This is a genomic window from Klebsiella sp. KE9456, assembly GCF_043832615.1.
Classification (GTDB): domain Bacteria; phylum Pseudomonadota; class Gammaproteobacteria; order Enterobacterales; family Enterobacteriaceae; genus Klebsiella; species Klebsiella indica.
In genome coordinates, this window is record NZ_JBDYQK010000020.1 from 17,581 (window position 1) to 33,127 (window position 15,547).

Below are 15,547 nucleotides of genomic sequence, written 5' to 3' on the forward strand. Positions count from 1 at the left end.
TATATGACATTAAGATGACAATAAGATGTCATTTAAATTTCAAATTTATGACACTGGCGTCGTGTGGCCTTTTCTTCGCCAGACACGTCCACATGAACAGAAACAGCATGCATGACCGCAACGCTGTTCCCTACATAAAAATACATAACGATATTAAAACAGGCGCCACGTCGGAATAGCCAACAAAATCACAGGCCGCCCCGTGCAGCAAAGGGCAATAACTCACTGACGATGACTGAAGGTGAAGAGATAGCGAGCATTCGTCTGGCGCGCCAACAGGCGCACCAGCGTCAAGCTACTCCACTGTGTCTTTACCTACCAGTACAGTGGTTAACAGGAAAGAAAGCAGCAGCGCGATCGCCACGCCGGAGAGGGCAAAAACAAAATACGGGCCAATATACGCTGGCAGGCTAAAGATACTCGACAAAATATAGCCATACAGCCGGACCCCGAAGAAAGCAATAAATGCAGAGGCCAGCGAGCTTGCTACCGTCGCGGCAATAAACGCTTTTTTATAACGCGTCAGGACGCCAAACAACGCAGGCTCCGTAATGCCCAACAGTGCGGAGATTGCCGCCGATAGCGTCACCGTTTTGTCCTGACGGTTGTTACTTATCCGCCAGATAGCGAACGTCGACCCGGCAATCGCCATATTCGCCATAAACATCATCGGCATCAACATGTCATAGCCCTGCTCGCTAAAGTTTTGCAACGCAATGGGCGTCATTGCGTGATGCATACCGGTAAGAATAGCGATCGGCCGAATCGCCCCCACAACCAGCCCGGCAAAACTGGCTGAAATACCAAATAACCCCTGAATAAACAAGGCCAGCACTTTACCCAACCAGATCCCAATCGGCCCGATAACCACCAGTGCCGCCAGCGCCGCGAGAAACAGCGTCAGCGTCGGCGTGAAGACCGTCTTTAATACGTCCGGCATGATCCTGTCCACCCAGCGGTGAATATAACTCAACGCCAGAATGGAGAAAATCACCGGAATAACGCTTGCGGCATAGTTAAATACCGAAACCGGTATCGCGTTGAGTAACCAGAAGGCGCTCACCGCCCCTTCCTGATGCGACGCCAGCGCCTTTGCAGCATCGATCAGCGATGGATACATCAAACAGGCAGCCACTGCCGCCGCCAGATATTCATTGGTTTTGAAAATTTTCGCCGCCGATACGGCGAGGAAAAATGGCAGAAAATAAAAAACGCCACTGGCTATCAGGTCAATCACCACCACGGTATCGCTTTTCGCCGAGACCACATTCAGAGCAATCAACCCGGCCAGCAGGCCCTTTATCATCCCGGCACCGGCAATCGCTGGCACGATGGGACCAAACACCCCGGAAACCGTATCCATAAACAGCGATACCAGACTTTTGCGCCGTTGAATAGGCGTCTCGTTTTGCGGCGCTTTTCCCAGCACCGTCAGCATTTGCTCATACCAGCTATTTACCTTCGGTCCGATAACAATCTGAAACTGATCGCTTTGCAGTTGCGCGCCAAGCACGCCCGGTAGTGCCTTAATCGCGTGTTGATCAACTTTATTATCATCAACCAGATCAAAGCGTAAGCGCGTCATACAGTGCCAGACATTGTTGATATTATCCTGTCCGCCGACCAGACGAATAATATTAGTAATGGCTTCTTGCGTCCCCATAAATGCTCCTGCAGGAATATTGTCGTTTTAATATCTGCCCAAAAGGGTAGAGAAAGTCGACATTCAAAACAAACCAATAAAACATGAACTCCATCACAAATTACCATCAATAAGCCATAAAAAGCCCGATAAAAATAAAATTGGTATGGTTTTTAATTAAATTAAACAAAAATAACTTACCAAAATTTTTATTAAAAAAAGGTTTACCACAGTACAAAATTAAGGAGATGATAATACCCCTATCGGCACATCACTTCGCTGTAAAGGAGTCTCCCAGTGACGCCAACCATCATTCAAAATATCGAATGCTTTATCACTCGCCCGGACAGACATAACCTGATTACCGTGCGGGTTAGCACCGACAAAGGTCTTACTGGCCACGGCTGCGCAACCTTCCAGCAGCGTCCGCTGGCGGTCAAAACCATGGTTGATGAGTATCTGAAACCGCTGTTGATCGGGCGCGACGCGAATCATATCGAAGATCTCTGGCAGATGATGAACGTTAACGCCTACTGGCGAAACGGTCCGGTGATAAATAATGCGATATCCGGCGTGGATATGGCGCTGTGGGATATTAAAGGCCAACTGGCAGGCATGCCGCTTTATCAGTTGCTTGGCGGGCAATCCCGGGATGCCATTGCCGCCTACAGCCATGCCAGCGGTGAAACGCTGGAAGCGCTCTTTGCCCGCGTAGACCACCTGCGCGAACAAGGCTATCGTCATGTTCGCTGTCAGTTAGGTTTTTACGGCGGGACACCGACGCAACTGCATACTCCGGAAAACCCAACGCCCGGCGCCTGGTTCGATCAGCAAGAATATATGGACAATACCGTCGCCATGTTCAGGGCGCTACGGGAAAAGTATGGTTCTGGTCTGCAAATTTTGCATGATGTACACGAACGCCTCTTCCCGCAGCAGGCAATACAACTGGCGAAGCTGCTGGAGCCCTATCAGCCGTATTTTATTGAAGATATTTTGCCGCCGCAGCAGAGTGCCTGGCTTGAGCAAGTGCGTCAGCAAAGCTGTGTTCCGCTGGCGATGGGAGAGCTTTTTAATAACCCGGCGGAATGGCATGAACTGGTGGTAAACAGGCGCATCGATTTTATTCGCTGCCATATTTCGCAAATCGGCGGCATCACTCCGGCACTAAAACTGGCCGTGCTGTGCCAGGCCTTTGGTGTACGCCTTGCCTGGCATGGTCCTGGCGATATGTCTCCCATTGGGATCGCGGTTAACACGCATCTAAATATTCATCTGCATAACGCGGCGATCCAGGAATACATTCCCTGTTCAGTGGAAACCAACAACGTTTTTCCCGGCGCGCCGGTGGCGAAAGACGGTTTTATCTATGCGCCGCAAACGCCGGGCATCGGCGTAACGTTCAATGCGGAGGAAGGCGCACGCTACCCGGTCGTTTACCGCCCGCACGAGTGGACGCAAAGCCGTCTGCCGGATGGCGCAATCCACACACCGTAATCAGGCCTCGCCCCGGCGGAAGGCGAGGTTTGCCCGGTTATGCGGAATCACATAGGTACAGGTGTAGTGGATATCAATGATATCGCTGATTTCATACACTCTACCCCCTTCCAGAATCCCGCGATTACTGATGTGCATAGCCGGGCTGCCTTTCTTGCAGCCCAGCAGCGCCGCCTGCTCACGACTGACAGCAACCGCACGATAGGTCGTCAGCATGTGCGAAATCTGATATCCCTTTCTCAGGACATACTGCTGCAATGAGCTCTCGATGATTTGCTGATTCAGATCGGCGAAATCCGCGGCAGGCATGCGCGATATTTCAATTTGCACAGCCTCTTCATCCACAAAGCGCAGCCGACAGAATTGCCAGATAAAACTGTCATCCGTCAGTCCAAAGATCTGTTGTTCATCGCGATCGGGACGTTTTTTATGCAGACTGACCAGCCGAAAGCGGATCTGATCGAAGCGTTTTTCAGTGATAGAATTGTAGACCAGCGGATTGTTGCGCGCCTGCTCGTTAATCCAGATCCCAGACCCTTGCACAACCCGCACGACGCCAATGCTGGCCAGCTTTTCAATCGCCTGACGAATGGTAAAACGGGAGACACCATACTCTTCCGCCAGCTGTCTTTCGGGAGGGAGTTTGCGCGGCCCGGATTCACTGCTTTGATAAATTTTGCTTAACAGATCCTGAGTGACAAACTCTTTTTTCTTCATCCTTATTCATTCCTGAACGAAATGCGTGTTATCGCATTTGAAGGTTTGTTTTCACAGTATCAAACAGAGCAGGCCGTGCCGTAAAGCGCTGTCAACGCCCTGTTGCGCAGCGCGCAGAAAGTAACCAGATAATCCTCTGGATTTGCTATCTTTTAAACAGGCTTACTCATGGAGATAGCGCGATGAAAAAGCAATCCTGGCCCCTGCATGATGTGCGTCACTGGCTGGAACCCGGCCCGGTCGTGCTCGTCAGCAGCCACTGGCAGGGTAAAAACAATATTATGACGCTGGGCTGGCATACTATTCTCGAGTTCACTCCGTCATTGATAGGGTGCATGATCTCAGCCGGTAACCTCAGCTATGAGCGGATCCGCCAGAGCGGTGAGTGCGTGATCAACTTACCCGACGCACAGATGGCAGATATCGTCGCGGGAATTGGTAACTGCAGCGGCGACAGAATCGATAAGTTCGCTGAATTTGGGCTGACGGCGGAAAAAAGCGAGCGGGTTAGCGCCCCGTCCATTGCCGAATGTCACGGCAATTTCGAATGCCGTTTGTACGATGACGCGATGATCGATAGCTACAATTTCTTTATTTTTGAAGTGGTCGCCGCGCGGGTGAACCCCCAGCCGACTTGGCCGCAAACCCTGCACTACACCGGAGGTGGTCTGTTTCGCACGGATGGCGACATTATCGACCGCCAGGCATTATTTACCAAAGTATCCTGAGCGTTATTCGTCCGGCAAAGGGGATATTGGGCCATAGCGGCATCACTAAGTTCAGGGACCTGACAGCTTTTGAACTATGCAGGCGTCCGGGAAACGATCGCTATTTTGGTCATTCGCTACCCGCGATTGCCCATAAATGCGTGGGGCCCCTGAACGGTCTTATCATAACTGTTCCCGTCATACCTCTTCTGATAAAGCAGTTTGCGAGCCGAAGTGAGAGTGTTTCGCAAGCCAGAGGTAAATCGATGCCAGATCCAGGTCTGAATAACCATTATCTGCCGCATCGTCCCAGCAATCGGCAATTTTTGTCAGAATGGGGAGCTCGATTTCTCCTGCGGCATCAAGTGCCAGATTCGCATCTTTCAGCGCATGACTGAGCTGCATTTGCGGTGAGAAACGATTTTCCGCGATCATCTCCAGTTTAGCTTTCACATACGGTGCCGCCAGTGGCCCACCATCCAGCGCCTGCCAAAACTCAGCAGGTGTAAAACCTAATTTTGCCGCCAGTAAAGTACTCTCGGCAACGCCCTGCATCATCATAATCAGCCACGTATTGAGGACGAGCTTCATTTTTTGACTACTCCCTACGCCTCCAAACCATTGAGTTCGCCGGGCAATCGCAGAAAACACGCACTCAGCCGCCATACAACGCGTACGAGCGCCGCTGGCGAGCACCAGAATTTGCGCATTTTCTGCCGGTTTTTTAGTACCCGATACGGGGGCGTCGAGATAAGTCAGGGAAGGACGTAGTGATTCCAGCAGGTTTGCCGCCTCTTTGGTTTCCTCTACGCCAATAGTGCCCATTTGACAAAAGATAGCCCCATCCTGACACGCGGGTGCTATCTGTTGGATCACATTTAACGTCGCTTCTGCATTCGTCAGGACGGAAAGGATCACTTCCGCAGACTCGACTGCCTGCTGTGGTGTCGCATGACGGATGAGCCCACTGGCAAGCAAATCCTCACCTCGCGCTGGCGAACGGTTCCAGCCGTGGACGGTAAACCCATTTTTTAGCAAATTACTGGCAAACGCATGCCCCATGGCACCGAGTCCAAGGACGGCAACAACAGGTAAGTTCATGACATTTTCTCCTGCTTACATCAATGTAATTCCGTAGTGTTTCCGGTTATACCCTGATTAACGCTATGTAACTGGATTAGGTGAATACCACCATAACGGAGTGTAACATTATAAGGTATGGCGATTTATGCAAAACTGATTTCCATATTTTGACATATCGAACCTGTTAACAAAATGTATAATCACTTCGCGTTTTTAATATGAATAACCAATAACATATCGGGTTATTTACCCTGCTGCAATGCACCCGTATGTATGTGGCTAAAAACAGTATCAACACACTTCGTACCCACTCTCCCTGACGAGGAATGAATAATGAGTGATAACGCTCCCAAACGGTGCAATATCCTTGCGACCATCTTTTATAATTTTCTCAACCCGAACCTTATGGTTTTTTTATTGCCTGTGTCAAAGACAAGGCGCCTTAGTTCCCACGTCGCGCCATTAGGCATGTTGTTTTATACTGGCGGGATGTTGCCGCAAAAATACCAGGGTGGCGTATTCATCAGTGAGCACGGTAGCCGGGACCGTTCGCCGCTTAACGGTTATAACGTCAGTTTCATCGCATTTAAAGAAGGCAAGCCCGTTGGTAAACCTGAAAGTATTATTAGTGGCGTTGTCTCCGAAGATGAAAAAGAACTGTCTGGCGCACCCGTGGGGCTCGCACAGGACAATCAGGGCGCATTAATTATCGCCGATGATGTTGGCAATACTGTCTGGCGGGTAACCGAAAAATAATATCCGTTCTTATCATTCGGCTTCTCGCATTCAGGGAATGCCCTTTTTATACATCGCCAGTCACGCCAATAAATATCAGGACAGCCACGGACGAAAAAAATGATGAGCAATAAAGTCAAGTCGATTATTATTAAGCGCCTTCGCCATGAGTGGGTTACTGAACAGGCATTCATCATAAAAGAGACGTAAAATTCGATGAACCATTTAGCTGCAATCAGAACCTTTGTCAGCGCCGCGGACCTTAAAAGCTTTAGTGCTGCGGCCAAAGCATTAAATATCGAAGTATCAACTGCTTCCCGCCATATTTCTGATTTAGAAGAGTACTTACATGTCACACTATTTAACCGGTCTACTCGTGGGTTAACGTTGACGGAAACAGGGGATTTTTTCTACTCACATGCTCAACAATTGTTATTACAGTGGGAAGAAGCGCGTCATTTAACGACCGCGATGGATAAACACCCTTCCGGCCTGCTACGCATTAGCGTTCCCAGCACATTTGGCCGATTGCATGTTATGCCATTTGTTGATGAGTTTCTTCGCTTACACCCTAACGTTACGCTGGATATCAGCTTCAATGATGAAATACAAGATCTGATTGAATCCCGTATCGACTTAAGCATCCGTATTGGCGTATTGCCTGACTCATCCATTCATGCCCGAAGGCTGGCCTCACAAACGCGTTCAGCCTGGGCCAGTCCACAGTGGATTGCAAAGAACACCCCTTCAGCAACTCCCGGGACCAACAACGACAGGCAAGAAGAGATCGCTACTGTGATGTTTTCGCGACTGCATGGTTCAGGGTGGTTTACGCGTAAAGTCGGCTCAACGGGCGCATGGCGACGGATACCTGTACATTATCGTCTCAGCGTCAGCGACAGCGCCGCAATGCTTTATGCCTGCTGCAATCATGCGGGAATTGCCATTTTACCGGACTGGTTGTCCCATGAAGCAGAGAGAAAAGGCGACATTCAACGGGTCTTTCCTGACTGGGAATTTAGTATGTTCCCTGCTGAAACCGCTATCTGGATACTCTATCCGCAGAAGCGAATATTGCCACGTAAGGTCCGAACCTTTATCGATTTTATGGTCGAAAAGGTGGGAATACCGCCCTACTGGGAGCGAAGTAAGGGTATGACTTATGAGTCTGTTAACCACGTTAACCCAAAAACAGACAAAGGCATTCGTTAACCTGCATAAGAAGGGAACACCCCGAATATCACGCTGATTTGCGGGCGACAGACAAACGGCATATCACTCGCCAATCAATGCAAAAAGACAAGCGTTTTAACCATTGAGGTGTCGTTAGCACAAATGGGTGGGGGCCCTGCCAGCTACATCCCGGCACACACGTCGTCTGCTCTGGCTGCTTCCTTCCGGACCTGACCTGGTAAACAGAGTAGCGTTGCGGGAGAACCAACAGGGCCCCCATTGAGAGCGCCAGTGACCTGACGCGCTGGCGCATTATCCCTGCTGGCCCGGTGAATTGCAAGCTACCGCCGATTAGCTGCTGGTTTATTGCACAAAGGAGAGAAATGAACACTGTAGAAACCCTTTGTCCGTACGCCCCGATGCAGGCAAAGACGCCTTGAGGATATCGCGCGGCCGAAAGCCTGCGGCTTCATCCGCTATCTGTACAGGCGGTCATCTAACGCTTATTCTGAATCTTTCCGGCAACAGGATGTAGCATGAATTCTCACGATACTTTCCCCCAGCGGGTCTGGCAGATAGTGGCCTCGATTCCAGAAGGCTACGTTGCCACCTACGGCGATATTGCGCATCTGGCAGGTTCGCCGCGTGCGGCACGCCAGGTGGGAGGTGTGTTAAAGCGGCTGCCGGAAGGGTCCACGCTTCCCTGGCATCGCGTGGTTAACCGTCATGGCGATATCTCCCTCACCGGCCCCGATCTACAGCGCCAACGCCTGGCGCTGTTGGCAGAGGGCGTACAGGTTTCCGGTAGTGGCCATATCGACCTGCAACACTATCGCTGGATTTATTAAAGGTAAATAAATGCCCCGGAGAGGGGCATGGTCGTGATTATTGCGCGGCAGGCACAGCGTCATTAGCCATTGGTACCGCCGTTTGCTGGACCGGAATCAAATGCAGATCGGCACGATTACCGCCCTGGTTAATCACTGTCTGCACCGTATCAGTGATAAACATCAACTGGCCATTAACGGTAATCGCGGCACTTAACAGAATGCGTGCGTTGGGCTTAATGTCCGCCGGGTTATAAGGCAATACAAAGTTAAACGGCGCCTGCTTTCCTTCCGTCCTGACCGCTTTTTGCGACAGGACGCGCGCGGGCGCATCAGCCAGGGACGCATCCGATAAGGTCACGGTCAATACAGCATCCGGCGGTAATGCCACGCGATGTCGAATGTTGATGGTCCCTGAGACATTAGGTTGTTGCTGCGAGGAGCTTAGAGAGGCAATGCCATAAGGATCGGGTGCCGCCGTCTGGTTCGCTGTATTGCTGCCGTGATTATTCGCACAGGCAGATAACGTCGCCGCCACGGCTAACGCGCTTAGCATATAGGCAATTTTCATTCTTTTCTCCTTTTTATCCCTTATATAACAGGAGCACATCCTGCCAGGATCAGGAACAGGACATGAGCATCGTGAATAAGTGTGGCACAGATCTCAGTTCTCTTCCTGGAAATGAGCCCATATTCAGATTCTTGCACCCATCGGACCACTTACGATTCCAGGTTATACTTTGCCTCAATAACGCGCTGCGCACGGCAGCCACCATTGATTGAGGGTCACTATGAGTCAGGCACTAACCAATCTGCTGGGATTATTAAATCTGGAAAAAATTGAAGAAGGGCTATTCCGCGGGCAGAGCGAGGATCTGGGATTGCGCCAGGTCTTTGGCGGCCAGGTGGTAGGTCAGGCACTCTATGCAGCCAAAGAGACCGTCCCGGCGGAACGTCTGGTTCACTCGTTCCACAGCTACTTTCTGCGTCCCGGGGACAGTCAGAAACCTATCGTCTATGACGTTGAAGTCCTGCGCGACGGTAATAGCTTTAGCGCCCGCCGGGTTGCGGCCATTCAGAACGGCAAGCCTATTTTCTATATGACCGCGTCTTTTCAGGCCCCGGAACCTGGCTACGAACATCAAAAAACGATGCCCACGGTGCCCGCCCCGGACGCCTTACCCTCTGAAACGGATATCGCCCGTAAGCTGGCCCACCTCTTGCCACCGCAGGTTAAAGATAAATTTCTCTGCGATAAACCACTGGAAATTCGTCCGGTTGAATTTCATAACCCGCTGAAAGGCCACGTTGCAGAGCCAGCTCGCCAGGTATGGCTCCGCGCCAACGGGGCGGTGCCGGAAGATCGCCGTATTCACCAGTATCTGCTGGGCTACGCTTCTGACTTTAACTTCCTGCCTGTGGCGCTGCAGCCGCATGGCGTCGGTTTTCTGGAGCCAGGAATGCAGGTTGCCACTATCGATCACTCAATGTGGTTCCATCGCCCGTTCGACATCAACGAATGGCTGCTTTACAGCGTTGAAAGCACCTCCGCCTCTAGCGCGCGGGGTTTTGTCCGCGGTGAGTTCTACGCTCAGGATGGCACGCTGGTCGCATCGGCAGTGCAGGAAGGCGTGATACGTAACCGTAACGCATAAAAAAACAGAGCCTCCCTGGGGAGGCTCTGTTGTGCATGGAAATACGTTATTGATCAGGCATTGTAGGCGTTTTCGCCATGGCTGTTCACATCCAGACCTTCGCGTTCCTGGTCTTCCGGTACGCGCAAACCTACGGTCATATCGGCAACTTTGTAACCAATAAAGGCAACAACACCGGACCAGACGATAGTGAGCGCAATACTTTCCAGCTGTACCAGCACCTGATGGCCCATGGTCACACCTTCCGCATAACCCACGCCGCCCAGAGAGGCCGCAGCAAAGATACCGGTCAGGATACAACCGACAATACCGCAAACGCCGTGTACGCCGAACACATCGCACGGATCGTCAACACGCAACCAACGTTTCAGCACGGTTACGCCCCACAGACCCGCCAGGCCCGCCGCGATACCCACAATCAGAGAGGCGCCAACACCGATGTAGCCACACGCTGGAGTGATACCGACCAGGCCCGCAATGGCCCCGGAGCATGCGCCCAGCAGAGACGGTTTACCGCGAGTCGCCCACTCACCGAAGGTCCACGCCAGGATGGCCGCTGCCGTTGCTACTACGGTGTTGACGAAAGCCAGACCGGCAATTTCGTTCGCCGCGCTAGCTGAACCGGCGTTGAAGCCAAACCAGCCAACATAGAGAATAGCGGTACCGGTGAAGACCATCGGCAGATTATGCGGTTTGAACGCTTCTTTGCCAAAGCCAACGCGTTTGCCCATCATGTAGGCACCCACCAGTCCGGCAACCGCGGCGTTGATGTGTACAACCGTACCGCCCGCGAAATCAAGCGCGCCGTGCGTCGCCAGCAAGCCGCCGCCCCATACCATATGCGCAATCGGCACATAAGAGAGGGTCAACCATACCACCACGAAAATCAGCACCGCGGAGAAGCGGATACGTTCAGCCAGCGAACCGACAATCAGGCCGACGGTAATACAGGCGAAAGAGCCCTGGAAAGCAACATGAATATATTGATAGAAGCTGCCCATCAGCGCTTTTAACTCAATATTCTTCAGCAGTACCCAGTCGAAGTTGCCGAAGAAGCTACCGCCTGTGCTGAAAGCCAGGGTATAGCCATAAACCACCCACAACACGCAGACCAGAGCAAAGGTCACAATGACCTGGGTCAGCATAGAAAGAACGTTTTTACTGCGGATCAAGCCACCATAGAACAGCGCAATTCCCGGAATGGTCATAAAAAGCACCAGCGCGGTGCAAATCATCATAAAAGCGTTGTCGGCCTTATCAGCTACTGCCGGAGCGGCCATCGCCAGTCCCGGAAGAAGCGCCAGAGCTCCCAGACCTGTTTTCATTGTTGCTATCTTCATTGTTTCGTTCCCCATCACTGTGTGCTCTGAAATTTACAGTGCCGCTTCGTCAGATTCGCCGGTACGAATGCGAATGACGCGCTGCAGCTCGGCGACAAAGATTTTGCCGTCGCCAATCTTTCCGGTGTAAGCCGCTTTGCTAATGACATCAATGACTTCATCAAGCTGATCGTCAGCAATCGCAACGTCAATCTTCACTTTAGGAAGAAAATTAACGCTGTATTCGGCACCGCGATAAAGCTCCGCGTGGCCTTTCTGACGGCCGAACCCTTTAACTTCAGTGACCGTGAGGCCCTGAATACCCATTGAAGATAATGCTTCACGCACGTCTTCCAGTTTGAATGGTTTGATTACCACGGTAACCAGTTTCATAAGTCCCCTCCAGTCAGAATTCGGTAATGGCCGCAGCTAACACGCAGGGAATAAAGCAAAGGCTATGCCAGAAATGAAAAAGGGCCGCTAAGCGGCCCTTGAATGCGGAGGAAAAAGAGTAACTCTGCTGAAACGAAGCGACAAAACGCCGCCACCAACTAAAATCGCACCATTTCAGTGCGCAATATGTGACATTCTTGCACCAGATTAAACCACAATGCAGAGACTGCCTGCTTATAGTGCATCAGGCAATAAGCGACGCTTCCTGGGCGCTGGCCGCCAGCTCTTCGCCCGCTAATTGCAACTGATACATCTGCCAGTAACGGCCTTTAGCCGCCAGCAGTTGCTGATGGCTCCCGCGCTCTACGGCCTGACCGCGATGCAATACCAGAATCGTATCAGCCTCGACGATGGTCGATAAGCGGTGCGCAATCACCACCAGCGTCGTGTGCTCACGCACCCGCGCCAGCGCCTGCTGAATCGCCTGCTCGGTCCCGGAGTCAATATTGGCCGTCGCCTCATCAAGGATCAGCACCTGCGGCGTATCGACCAGCACGCGAGCCAGCGCCAGTAACTGCTTCTGACCGACAGAGAGGTTATTCCCCTGCTCGCCCAACTGCGTATAAAGCCCGCCATCCATTTCACGAGCCAGCCCTGCCAGTTGCACCGCTTCCAGCGCGTCCCAGACCTGAGCTTCGCTGATATCGCGGCCAAGCGTGACGTTAGCATAGAAGGTATCCGCCAGCACGACCGGATCCTGCTGCACCATCGCAATCCCCTGGCGTAGTGCACGGTGGCTTAATGAAGGAAGCGGACGACCATCGATACAAATCTCTCCCTGAGTTAACGGATAGTATCCCATCATCAGGCTCGCCAGAGTGCTTTTACCGCTACCGGTGTGGCCGACCAGCGCCACAAAACTGCGCGACGGGATAGTGAGATTGATGTCCTGCAACACCAGGCTATCGTCGCGATAGGCAAAAGAGAGATGTTCGATACTGATCTCTCCACTCCGCAACGGTTCGTTATCCTCGCCCCAGGCCTGGCGCGGTTTGTCCATCAGTTCGAAGACCCGCTCCCCCGCGACGACCGCCTGCTGCAGCATCGACTGCTGAGTTGTCAACTCAATAAGCGGCTCGTTCAGGCGCCCAAGATAGCTAATAAAGGCGTACAGCACCCCGACCTCAATCATTCCGCTGCGACTAAAAGCAAACAGCATCAACAAACCGCAGAGAATTAATGAAGAGAATAAACTCAGCAACGGACGCAGCAGAAAGCCATCGAGGCGCAGCGTTTGCATACGCGCCAGATAGTGCGCGTAGCTGGCTTCACGCATCCGCTCGCCGAACCGCGCCTGCTGGCGGAACTGCTGAATAACCCCCATGCCGTTAATCACTTCATTAAAACCGTCGTTAATATCCGCCAGCCAACTGCGGACGCGTCTGACGATTGGCGTGCTGTAGCGCTGATAAATCATCATCACGCTCAGCACCGCGGGGAAGATGGCAATAGCCACCAGCGCCATCCGCCAGTCGAGGCTAAACATCGCCACCAGCATCGCGCCAATCAAAGCAGCGCTACGCAATACGGTAGCCACAACGGTGACGTACAGATCACGAATCACTTCCGTATCGTTAGTCACCCGTGAGATAAGCTGTCCGACCGGCTGGGTATCAAACTCGCTGAGCGGCTGACGCAGCGCGGCATCCATCACGTCGCTCCGCAACTGCTGCACCACGCCGACCGCGGCCCGATTAAACAGCAGTGCCTGACAGTAATGCAAAATTGCAGCAAGCATTTGCAAGCCAATGTAGGCGGCGGCGAGGCCGCACACTAACTTCAGCGGCAACGCATGTTTCGCGACCATGTTATCAATAAAGTAACTAATCAACAGCGGACCGCTCACTTCCGCTATCGCCGCAACCCACATGATGATAACCGCGATCATTAACGGTTTGCGCCACGGAGAACCATAAGCCAACAGGCGCTTTAACGTCGGCCAGAGTTCAGTAAAACTACGCACCAGCGACCTCCTCTGGTTCTTGTGGCACATCATCCAGCGCCGCTTCCAGCTGTTGATAACGGTACATATCGCGATACCAGCCCGGCTGTGCGCTCAGAGCCTCATGGCGACCACGCTGGGCGACATGCCCATGCTGCATCACGAGGATCTCGCTGGCTTCCGTCAACGCCGACAGGCGATGGGCGCAGATGATCAGCGTCCGCCCCTCCCCCCACTGCGACAAATTATGCAAAATCTGGTGTTCCGTGCGGCCGTCCACCGCCGACAGCGCATCATCAAGAATCAGAATCTCCGCCTCCAGCAGTAGCGCGCGGGCAATGGAAATGCGCTGTTTCTGCCCGCCGGAAAGCATCACGCCGCGCTCACCGACTTCGGTGTTATATCCCTGCGGCAGACGCAGGATATCTTCATGCACGCAGGCAAGCCGCGCGACATGCTCAATTTGCGCCTGCGTCGCCTCCGGTTTGCCGAGCGCAATGTTTCTGGCGACAGTATCGGAAAACAAAAATGGCGTTTGGTTGACCACCGCCAGTCGGGCACGCCAGCTATCCAGTTGTAGCCGGGTCAGAGGAACATTGTGGAAGCGGATGTCACCTTCAGTCACGTCAAAATGACGCTGAAGCAATGCCAGTATAGTGCTCTTGCCGGAACCGGTCGGCCCGCAAATGCCCAGTCTCTGCCCGGGCTGCAGCGTAAAATTGACCTTTTCCAGAGCGGCACGATTGGCCTGTGGATAGATAAATTTATGAACAGCGAAGCTGAGTACACCCCGCCCTTCCGCCGCGGGTTCTCTGCCGTCGTTAACGACCGGCGCCTCTTCCAGCATGGTACGAATCCGCGCATAGGCCGCGCTGCCGCGCTCGACGATGTTAAACATCCACGCCAGCGCCAGCATTGGCCAAATCATCAGGCCGAGATACATCACAAAGCTGGTAAGCTGCCCAAGGGTCATGCTGCCCTGCAAAACCATCCAACTACCGCCGCCGATCGCCAGCAGGTTGGCAGTACCTATGGCGAGATAAATCGTGGGATCAAAGCGGGCGTCAATGCGCGCCACGCGCATATTTTTCGCCCCGGTATCCGCGGCATCGGCGGCAAACTGCGCCGATTGCCGGTCTTCAAGGCCAAAGGCTTTGATCATGCGAATACTGGTCAGGCTCTCCTGAGTACGATCGTTCAGGCTGGAAAATGCCGCCTGCGCCACGCGAAAGCGCTCATGTAACACCTCGCCATTGCGCTTGATCGCCAGCGCCATAATTGGCATCGGCAGCAGCGACAGCAAGGTTAACTGCCAGCTGATCTGCGTCGACATCACAATCAGCACCGCACAGCCCATGACCATGGAATCCACCAGCGTCAACACCCCTTCGCCGGCAGCAAAAACCACCCGATCAACATCATTTGTTGCGCGGGCAATCAGATCGCCGGTACGGTGGCGCAGATAAAAAGCCGGATGCTGACGACTAAGCTGGCGATAGAAATCCTCGCGTAGCTCTATAGCCAGTTGATAAGAGGCGCCAAACAGCAGAACGCGCCAGACATAGCGCAGCAGATAGACCATCACCGCAATAACGATCAGCAGGACGATCCACATCCATACCTTTTCTGTGGTGTCGTGTTGTTTCGTGACGCCATCAACCACGATGCCCACCACTTTTGGCGGCACCAACTGGAGAATGGCAATGATAATCAGCAGAGTAACGGCGCCGAAATAACGGCGCCACTCCCGGCGAAAATACCAGCTAAGTTGAACAAATAATCGCAAGCGGTTAAATC

The 15,547-nt window shown here is 52.7% G+C and carries 13 protein-coding genes, 1 other RNA gene and 1 pseudogene; 6 read left to right on the plus strand and 9 right to left on the minus strand.

Features of this window, described 5'->3' with window-relative positions:
* Positions 1 to 295: 295 nt before the first annotated feature.
* Positions 296 to 1,663: a PTS transporter subunit EIIC gene (locus tag ABK821_RS19025; protein ID WP_142501754.1), complete on the minus strand. Its 1,368-nt coding sequence runs from the start codon at positions 1,661 to 1,663 to the stop codon at positions 296 to 298.
* A gap of 276 nt (positions 1,664 to 1,939) precedes the next feature.
* Here ABK821_RS19025 and ABK821_RS19030 point away from each other — a divergent pair, with 276 nt between their 5' ends.
* On the plus strand, positions 1,940 to 3,139 hold the full coding sequence (locus ABK821_RS19030; RefSeq protein WP_395034072.1) for an enolase C-terminal domain-like protein: 1,200 nt from the start codon (positions 1,940 to 1,942) through the stop codon (positions 3,137 to 3,139).
* Here the strand turns inward: ABK821_RS19030 and ABK821_RS19035 are convergent, their stop codons facing one another.
* Positions 3,140 to 3,856 carry a GntR family transcriptional regulator gene (locus ABK821_RS19035; RefSeq protein ID WP_138358055.1) on the minus strand — a complete coding sequence of 239 codons (717 nt, stop codon included), beginning with the start codon at positions 3,854 to 3,856 and terminating at the stop codon, positions 3,140 to 3,142.
* Positions 3,857 to 4,038: 182 nt separating this feature from the next.
* Here ABK821_RS19035 and ABK821_RS19040 point away from each other — a divergent pair, with 182 nt between their 5' ends.
* Positions 4,039 to 4,584 (plus strand): flavin reductase family protein, encoded by a 546-nt coding sequence (locus ABK821_RS19040; RefSeq protein ID WP_138358057.1) that lies wholly within the window; start codon positions 4,039 to 4,041, stop codon positions 4,582 to 4,584.
* 177 nt (positions 4,585 to 4,761) lie between these two features.
* On the opposite strand, the gene ABK821_RS19045 is transcribed toward ABK821_RS19040, so the two are convergent.
* Entirely contained in the window at positions 4,762 to 5,664 is a 903-nt protein-coding gene (locus ABK821_RS19045; RefSeq protein WP_395034074.1) for an NAD(P)-dependent oxidoreductase, read from the minus strand.
* Positions 5,665 to 6,087: 423 nt separating this feature from the next.
* On the opposite strand from ABK821_RS19045, the pseudogene ABK821_RS19050 reads away from it, so the two are divergent.
* Together ABK821_RS19050 and ABK821_RS19055 are read left to right on the plus strand one after the other, a co-directional pair.
* Positions 6,088 to 6,402 (plus strand): annotated as a pseudogene (locus ABK821_RS19050) (PQQ-dependent sugar dehydrogenase); the annotation flags it as partial.
* 195 nt (positions 6,403 to 6,597) lie between these two features.
* The gene (locus ABK821_RS19055; protein WP_395034075.1) at positions 6,598 to 7,593 is read left to right on the plus strand and encodes a LysR family transcriptional regulator; all 996 of its coding nucleotides are present in this window, start codon (positions 6,598 to 6,600) and stop codon (positions 7,591 to 7,593) included.
* Between the two features lie 134 nt (positions 7,594 to 7,727).
* On the opposite strand, the gene ffs is transcribed toward ABK821_RS19055, so the two are convergent.
* An RNA gene (ffs, locus tag ABK821_RS19060) (signal recognition particle sRNA small type) lies at positions 7,728 to 7,824 on the minus strand.
* A 266-nt stretch (positions 7,825 to 8,090) separates the two neighbouring features.
* Here ffs and ABK821_RS19065 point away from each other — a divergent pair.
* Positions 8,091 to 8,402, plus strand: a complete 312-nt coding sequence (locus ABK821_RS19065; RefSeq protein WP_395034077.1) for an MGMT family protein — start codon at positions 8,091 to 8,093, stop codon at positions 8,400 to 8,402.
* A gap of 37 nt (positions 8,403 to 8,439) precedes the next feature.
* On the opposite strand, the gene ABK821_RS19070 is transcribed toward ABK821_RS19065, so the two are convergent.
* Positions 8,440 to 8,952 carry a YbaY family lipoprotein gene (locus ABK821_RS19070; RefSeq protein ID WP_142501760.1) on the minus strand — a complete coding sequence of 171 codons (513 nt, stop codon included), beginning with the start codon at positions 8,950 to 8,952 and terminating at the stop codon, positions 8,440 to 8,442.
* 220 nt (positions 8,953 to 9,172) lie between these two features.
* Here ABK821_RS19070 and tesB point away from each other — a divergent pair, with 220 nt between their 5' ends.
* Positions 9,173 to 10,036: an acyl-CoA thioesterase II gene (gene tesB / locus ABK821_RS19075; RefSeq protein ID WP_395034079.1), complete on the plus strand. Its 864-nt coding sequence runs from the start codon at positions 9,173 to 9,175 to the stop codon at positions 10,034 to 10,036.
* A gap of 53 nt (positions 10,037 to 10,089) precedes the next feature.
* Here the strand turns inward: tesB and amtB are convergent, their stop codons facing one another.
* From amtB to ABK821_RS19095, 4 genes are all read right to left on the minus strand, one after another.
* Positions 10,090 to 11,376, minus strand: a complete 1,287-nt coding sequence (amtB, locus tag ABK821_RS19080) for an ammonium transporter AmtB (protein ID WP_171034786.1) — start codon at positions 11,374 to 11,376, stop codon at positions 10,090 to 10,092.
* 33 nt (positions 11,377 to 11,409) lie between these two features.
* Positions 11,410 to 11,748, minus strand: a complete 339-nt coding sequence (gene glnK, locus ABK821_RS19085) for a P-II family nitrogen regulator (protein ID WP_008503304.1) — start codon at positions 11,746 to 11,748, stop codon at positions 11,410 to 11,412.
* Between the two features lie 244 nt (positions 11,749 to 11,992).
* Entirely contained in the window at positions 11,993 to 13,771 is a 1,779-nt protein-coding gene (locus ABK821_RS19090; protein WP_142501761.1) for a SmdB family multidrug efflux ABC transporter permease/ATP-binding protein, read from the minus strand.
* Positions 13,764 to 15,536: a SmdA family multidrug ABC transporter permease/ATP-binding protein gene (locus ABK821_RS19095; RefSeq protein ID WP_395034080.1), complete on the minus strand. Its 1,773-nt coding sequence runs from the start codon at positions 15,534 to 15,536 to the stop codon at positions 13,764 to 13,766. Before ABK821_RS19095 ends, ABK821_RS19090 begins: the two co-directional genes overlap by 8 nt.
* Between the last annotated feature and the right edge of the window lie 11 nt (positions 15,537 to 15,547).